This window comes from Wolbachia endosymbiont of Cardiocondyla obscurior (assembly GCF_902713635.1).
Taxonomy (GTDB): Bacteria; Pseudomonadota; Alphaproteobacteria; order Rickettsiales; family Anaplasmataceae; genus Wolbachia; species Wolbachia pipientis.
In genome coordinates, this window is the sequence record NZ_CACTIU010000066.1 from 1 (window position 1) to 6,714 (window position 6,714).

General features: G+C 35.6%; 8 protein-coding genes. 3 read left to right on the plus strand and 5 right to left on the minus strand.

Going from position 1 to position 6,714, the window contains the following annotated elements; translation table 11 throughout:
• Nucleotides 1–81: 81 nt before the first annotated feature.
• Complete coding sequence (locus WOCAOBSORBRA_RS05105; protein ID WP_174516064.1) at nt 82–258, plus strand: hypothetical protein; 177 nt, start codon at nt 82–84, stop codon at nt 256–258.
• A 94-nt stretch (nt 259–352) separates the two neighbouring features.
• Nucleotides 353–1,099, plus strand: coding sequence for a signal peptidase I (gene lepB / locus WOCAOBSORBRA_RS05110; RefSeq protein ID WP_155969584.1), 747 nt, complete (start codon nt 353–355; stop codon nt 1,097–1,099).
• Between the two features lie 7 nt (nt 1,100–1,106).
• On the opposite strand, the gene hscA is transcribed toward lepB, so the two are convergent.
• Genes hscA through iscU form a run of 4 tightly spaced genes read right to left on the minus strand, consistent with a single transcriptional unit; the run spans nt 1,107 to nt 4,091 of the window.
• A complete protein-coding gene (gene hscA / locus WOCAOBSORBRA_RS05115; protein WP_174516065.1) occupies nt 1,107–2,855 on the minus strand; it encodes a Fe-S protein assembly chaperone HscA in 1,749 nt (582 codons plus the stop codon).
• Nucleotides 2,833–3,291 (minus strand): iron-sulfur cluster co-chaperone HscB C-terminal domain-containing protein, encoded by a 459-nt coding sequence (locus WOCAOBSORBRA_RS05120; protein WP_174516069.1) that lies wholly within the window; start codon nt 3,289–3,291, stop codon nt 2,833–2,835. The genes hscA and WOCAOBSORBRA_RS05120 overlap by 23 nt, the downstream gene beginning before the upstream one ends.
• The gene (locus WOCAOBSORBRA_RS05125) at nt 3,284–3,688 is read right to left on the minus strand and encodes a HesB/IscA family protein (protein ID WP_077188307.1); all 405 of its coding nucleotides are present in this window, start codon (nt 3,686–3,688) and stop codon (nt 3,284–3,286) included. Before WOCAOBSORBRA_RS05125 ends, WOCAOBSORBRA_RS05120 begins: the two co-directional genes overlap by 8 nt.
• 10 nt (nt 3,689–3,698) lie before the next feature.
• Nucleotides 3,699–4,091: a Fe-S cluster assembly scaffold IscU gene (iscU, locus tag WOCAOBSORBRA_RS05130; protein ID WP_174516066.1), complete on the minus strand. Its 393-nt coding sequence runs from the start codon at nt 4,089–4,091 to the stop codon at nt 3,699–3,701.
• Nucleotides 4,092–4,269: 178 nt separating this feature from the next.
• Between iscU and ftsY the strand changes: the two genes are divergently transcribed.
• Nucleotides 4,270–5,181 (plus strand): signal recognition particle-docking protein FtsY, encoded by a 912-nt coding sequence (ftsY, locus tag WOCAOBSORBRA_RS05135; protein WP_174516067.1) that lies wholly within the window; start codon nt 4,270–4,272, stop codon nt 5,179–5,181.
• Here the strand turns inward: ftsY and radA are convergent.
• Nucleotides 5,168–6,511, minus strand: a complete 1,344-nt coding sequence (radA, locus tag WOCAOBSORBRA_RS05140) for a DNA repair protein RadA (protein WP_174516068.1) — start codon at nt 6,509–6,511, stop codon at nt 5,168–5,170. The genes ftsY and radA overlap by 14 nt on opposite strands.
• Nucleotides 6,512–6,714 lie beyond the last annotated feature (203 nt).

Here is a 6,714-nt window from a genome sequence, read left to right on the forward strand (position 1 = left end):
AAAACAAGATTTTCAATAGGTTGCTTATAATCCTAACTATAGTTAGCCTTTCATAAGTAGCGATGCAACAAAGCCATTCCAGTGTCAGCTACTTTCATAACACCATATTACCTTAACAAAAGCAAATGTTCGTACAGATGTGCATCAGCTACTTTCATCTGCCACCTGCAAATTGCAATGTTCGTACAGTTATGTGTCAGCTACTTGGATGACACCGTTGAAAGAAATGAACCGCCTTTTCAAAATTGTTTTGAATAGAGGAATAACATTCACAAGTAAAATTTCATATTACCATTTTTTAATTTATGTATTATAATAAGCTTAATCTATAAGAAAAACAAAGTTGGAAAAGTTGGAAGAACTAAGCAAAAACTGGGTGATAAGAACGGGAAGATTTTTATCTTCATTGTTTTTTTTACTGTTGATTGCGCTGTCAATACGTAGTTTTTTATTCGAGCCATTTCATATACCTTCTGGTTCAATGAAAAGCACCCTACTTGAAGGGGATTACATTTTTACTAGTAAATATTCATACGGTTACAGTAAACACTCATTTCCATTTTCTCCAAACATTTTTAGCGGCAGGATTTTTTATACCCCTCCAAAGCGTGGCGACATAGTAGTTTTCAAACCCACAAGAAATGACAGCATCAGGTTTGTTAAGCGAGTAATAGGAACACCAGGTGACAAAGTGCAAATGATAGAGGGAGAATTATACCTAAATGATCAGAAAGTAGAGCGAAGGCAAATTGAAAGTTTTTTTGATTATGAGTCAAATCGTAACATACCAAGATATATAGAAACGCTTTTAAGTGGCAAGGAACATGAGATTTTGGTAGATGACATTTCTAATAAGCTATCATATAACACTCCGGTTTATTATGTACCTAACGATCAATTTTTCGTTATGGGAGACAATAGAAATAATTCTTTAGATAGCAGGTTTCCTGAAGTTGGTTTTGTACCAATGGAAAATATCATTGGGCGTGTAAGCATAGTTGGTTTATCATTTAAATTAGAAAAGGTCGATTGGTTACCATTTAATTTCAGGTTACCTGTTGCTTTGAGATTAAATAGGGTATTGCACAAGGTTGTGTAAGCTTTTTCTACCTATTTGTTAATTCACACAACTCTAAAGAAGAATTTTCTAACTCGGCGATAGTGTTGTTAATTTCATTCAAGTCATTGCCTTGTAAAGCTTTTTTTGCATTTTGTAATAGGTTTTTCAACTTTTGATCAGTGGAAAAGTTATTATTGTTTTCAACCAAGTGTATGAGTTTATTTCCATTAATTTTAGCGCCTGCAAGGGAACGAGCCTTCATATCTTCATCAAAGCTGTTTATTGACTGGTTAACCATATTTTGAATATCGGCTTCACTTAAGCCAAAACTTGAATTTACTTCAACTGTCTGCTCGATTCTGGTGGTTTTTTCTCTTGCAGTAACAGTCAATATTCCGTCAACGTTAACTGTAAATTCTATTTCAACTCTTGCAGAACCTGCAGGCAGTAGCGGTATACCTTTCAGTTCAAACTGCGCTAGAGATTTGTTATCCTCTATCATTTCACGTTCTCCCTGACAAACGTGAATTTTCATTGCTGTTTGCCCATCAACATAAGTTGTAAACTCTTTTATCTCTGAAACTGGTAGTGGCGTATTTCTTGGTATGATTTTTTCAACTATACCTCCCATAGTTTCTATGCCAAGTGATAAAGGTAGAACATCCAGGAGAATATTCCTATCTTTTGAGCTCGAAGTTAAATCATGAGCCTGCAGAGCTGCCCCAATGGCAACTGCTTTATCTGGATCCACGTCATTTAGTACTTTATTTCCAAAGAGTTTGACTAGTGAATTTTGAACCAATGGTGTTCTAGTTGCACCACCAACTAAAATTACTCCTTTTATATTATCAATTTTAAGATCTATGTTGCTTATAGTACGAGTGACTATATTGATAGTCTTATTGACCAAAGAACTGATTGCCTGCTCGAATTCTTCTCTGGTAATTTCGCACTCAAATGGCTTGCCGTTAACATTAAATTCAAAGATACCTATAGTGTGATTGCTTAGGTACTCTTTCACAGAGCGTGATTCGATAAGTAAGGAATTTAGTTGCTTAGCCGTCTTTTCTCTATACTTATCAATCACAATTGAACTCAGCAAATGATCAAAATCATCACCGCCGAGTTTGGTGTCACCACCAACCGCAAGGACTTGAAACACTCCTTGATGCAATTTCAATATCGAAATATCAAATGTTCCACCACCAAGGTCATAAACTGCATATATTCCACTGCTATTGTTCTTTTCAATGGAGTAAGAAAGCGCTGCAGCGGTTGGCTCGTTAACGAGGCGAAGAACTTCTATTCCAGCTAATTTTGCCGCATATTTAGTTGCGTTACGTGCTGAATCGTCAAAGTAAGCTGGCACAGTAATCACTGCTTTTTTTACTTCCAGTCCCTTAGACTTTTTTACCCTCTCACATAAAGCTTTTAATATCTCAGCAGAAATCTCAACAGGAGTCAGATACTTTTCCTCTGCGCATTTTATTCTAATAACTTTTTCGCTTTCATGATCTATTTCAAAATTGACGCCTTCTTTATTTAATTCTTCAACACTTTTACCCATTAAACGCTTTATTGAGTAGATTGCATTTTGACCGACGTCACAGCCAGTTTTCAATGTATTATTTTCATATGAAAGAGCAGAAGGCAGCAGTTCTCTTCCTTGTTCATCTTTAAATATCTCCACATTGCCAGCTTTATTTACCATGGCAATTAAAGAATTGGTAGTACCAAGATCTATACCAAAAACTACTTCACTTGAATTTGGTTCAGAAATTTGAATCGGTTGCATTCTTTTTCACCTCCTCAAATGACTTATATAAATATTTCAATCTTAAGACTTGTGTAGCAGCTCCATCAAAATTCTTTACAGCAAAAGTGTTAATTAGGTTTTTAATGCAACCTTTTATTTTTTCATCAATCATCCTGCTTGCAAATTGTAGATCATCGCAGTCCAGCAAATATTCTCTTATTTCCATTGATTCACTTAATATTTCAGAATTTAAGTGGTCCTTTTGGCTTTTCACATCAAAAAAATCTAGCAAATGCTCGGCACGTTTTAGCGGTGACTTTAGTATCTGATAAGCTCTGTTAATATTTTCCATGTTTTGGGACTGTCTTTCATTTATATCAGTTTTGCTTAGCTCAATATATTTTTTCTCTAACTCATCAAAGCTGATATTGAAAGTTGGTTCAATTTCAAACAATGTAAAATAGCTGCTAGACATGAAAACTCTCTCCACAACCACATTTTCCTTTCTCATTAGGATTTTTGAAAACAAAACCCGATGAAAATTTTTCTTCTACATAATCCATTTCAGAGCCAAGAATAAACATGACGGATTTTGGATCGATCAACACTTTAACTTTTTGGTCATCACTGCAGTTTTCCTCAATTATCGACTCTAAAGGACGAGTATCATACGCATATTCAATATCATATTTTAAACCAGAACATCCTTTTTGTTTAATTAGCACTCTTATTCCTATTGCTTCTTCTGATTTCTCAAGGTTAGTATGCTTCTTTTGGTCCAATAAATACTTTATCCTTTCTACTGCTTTCGCAGTTATAGTAATAAGTTTTTTATCTTTCTTTATAGCGTTTACTCCTTGATATTCACTCATGCTTTAGTTCTCAATGTCCACCTTTATTTTGTTTACTTTGATAATCATGAATAGCAGCCTTTATAGCATCTTCAGCAAGCACCGAGCAGTGTATCTTCACTGGAGGTAAAGACAACTCTTCCACTATTTGAGTATTCTTTATCTGTGTTACATCTTCAATAGCTTTTCCTTTAATCATCTCTGTTAACAAAGAACTTGAAGCAATGGCAGAACCGCAGCCAAAAGTTTTAAATTTTGCATCTTCAATAACACCTTTGTCATTGACCTTTATCTGCAATTTCATTACATCACCGCACGATGGTGCACCAACTAAACCAGTGCCAACACTTGGATCATTTTTATCCAGAGAGCCAACATTCCTTGGATTTTCGTAATGATCTAAAATTTTCTCATTATAACTCATAAAATTACCTGTAAACCGCTATTCTACATTATAACATATTTAGGTTAAAAACTAAAGAAAAATGCACTAGCAAACAGTATATTTTACTCACAAAATATATGGGTTACGAGTGTATTTACTTTACAAATACATGTAGTGCATGTCATTCTCTATATTGTAATTAAAAAGGAGTATTCTCTTGAGTTTATTTGGTAACCTTTATAAAGGCTTGTTAAAAACTTCTTCTCGCTTTAGCAACGGAGTGAAAAGTATTTTTTCTGGCAAAAAAAAATTAGATCAGTCGCTTTTAGATGAGCTAGAAGAATTGCTAATTAGCATGGACATTGGTCATAAAACTTCTAAGTTGATTATCGATAGGCTCACAAGCATCAAATTTGACAAGGAAGTTGAGTATAATATTATCACGCAGCAATTAGTGAATGAAATAGAAGCTATATTAAATCCAGTCGTGCAGCCGTTAATTTTAAATAAAAAACCACATATAATAATGGTATGCGGAGTAAACGGTAATGGTAAAACCACGACTATAGGTAAGCTTGCATATAAATATAAGGAGATGAGAAAATCCGTTATGCTTGTTGCGTGTGACACATTTAGAGCTGCTGCTAGTGAACAATTAAACATTTGGGCAGAACGTTCTGATTGCTTGATTGTTACTGGAGAGTACGGTAGCGACTCTGCAAGTGTGGCATATAGAGCTGTAAGTCAAGCTATAAAAGATAACATTGATGTTGTTCTAATTGACACAGCAGGAAGGCTGCAAAATAATGTGAACCTTATGGAGGAGTTATCAAAAATATATAGAACGATAAAGAAATTGGATGATACTGCCCCTCATGACGTTATTTTAGTTCTTGATGCAACTACCGGCCAAAATGCTTATAGCCAATTAGAAGCATTTAGCAAAATGGTTAATGTTACCGGGTTAATCATAACAAAGTTAGATGGCACTGCTAAAGGTGGAGTAGTAATTGGACTTGCAGAAGCTTATAAGGTAAAGTTACATGCTATAGGAATTGGCGAAAATATAGAGGACTTGAGGGAGTTTACTAGCAAAGAATTTGCTGAAGCATTATTTAATTGTAATTAAAGACTTCTCTTAATTCCCTTACATGACCAAGCTTAATTATCTCAATATCATGAGAAGAGTAATTACCATTTTTAGGCATAATTGCTTTTTTGAATCCTAACTTTTGTGCTTCTTTTAGTCTGAGATCAGCATGCGAGACATTCCTAATTTCTCCTGAAAGTGCAACTTCACCACAGATTATTGAAGAAGTTGGCAGCGGTAAATTTACTACACTTGAAATAAGGGAAGCAGCAACAGCAAGATCAGCCGATGGTTCCTGTATTTTGAGTCCCCCTGCAATGTTTAGGTATACCTCTTTATCATGCAAAAACATTTTACAGCGAGCATTTAGCACCGCGATGATCATAGCCAATCGATTAATATCCCACCCAACTACTGCCCTTCTTGGGGTTGCCATATTAGTCCCTGCTATTAATGCTTGCACTTCCATTAAAATTGGTCTTGAACCTTCAATTCCTGCAAATACGGCGCTGCCAACTACTTCTCTGTCATGGGCCATCAGAAACAATGATGATGGGTTATCAACAGGCACAAGTCCTGCTTCAGACATCTCAAAAACACCAATTTCATTTGCAGGGCCAAATCTATTTTTAATAGTGCGTAAAATGCGATATTGATTACTATTTTCACCTTCAAAATATAATACCGTATCCACCATATGCTCCAAAGTTTTAGGTCCAGCTATTTGTCCATCCTTAGTTATATGGCCAACTATTAAGAGGGAAATACCATATTGTTTCGCAAGAATGGTTAATTCATGTGCGCAAGTGCGGACCTGAGTTACAGTGCCTGGTGCCGATGTAATTCTGCTATCATACATTGTTTGTATAGAGTCAATTACTAAGAATTTAATACTTTTATTTTCCTTTATTGTTGCTACTACATCAGTTAAAGACACTGTAGATAAAAGCTTAATTTTAGGTTCATTTATCTTAAGACGCTTTGCTCTGAGACTCACTTGCTCTAAAGATTCCTCGCCGGATACATAAAGACATTCAAAAGAGGAAAGTTGCACAACATTAGCTGCAATTCTAAGCAAAAGGGTAGATTTTCCAATACCAGGTTCGCCTCCAATTAAAATGCTAGCACCTTGAACGATACCCCCACCAAAAACTCTATCTAATTCTTCTATTCCTGTTAAAAAACGACTTGGAGTGATAATTTCGCTACCCGATAACGTCTTTATTAAAATTGGTGCAGATATACTTCTTTTGCCCGTTTTTACTGCTATTTCCTCAACAATTGTATCCCAATTGTCACATGCGATGCACTTCCCTACCCACCTACCAGTGCTGTGACCACAGGATTGACATACATATACAGTTTTCATCAAAGCCAAAATTATTTTGTTGTAATTGTAATAAAAATTAGCTGAATATGCGAAGTAAATCTATAGCTAACCCAAGAAAGGGTTCCCTATGTCATACCGCGATTCATTCGCGGTATCTCAAAGCATAGATCCCGCTAACACGTAGCGGGATGACGAGCTTATCGTCACGCCGCCGCGAACCGTCATACCGCGATTCATTCGCG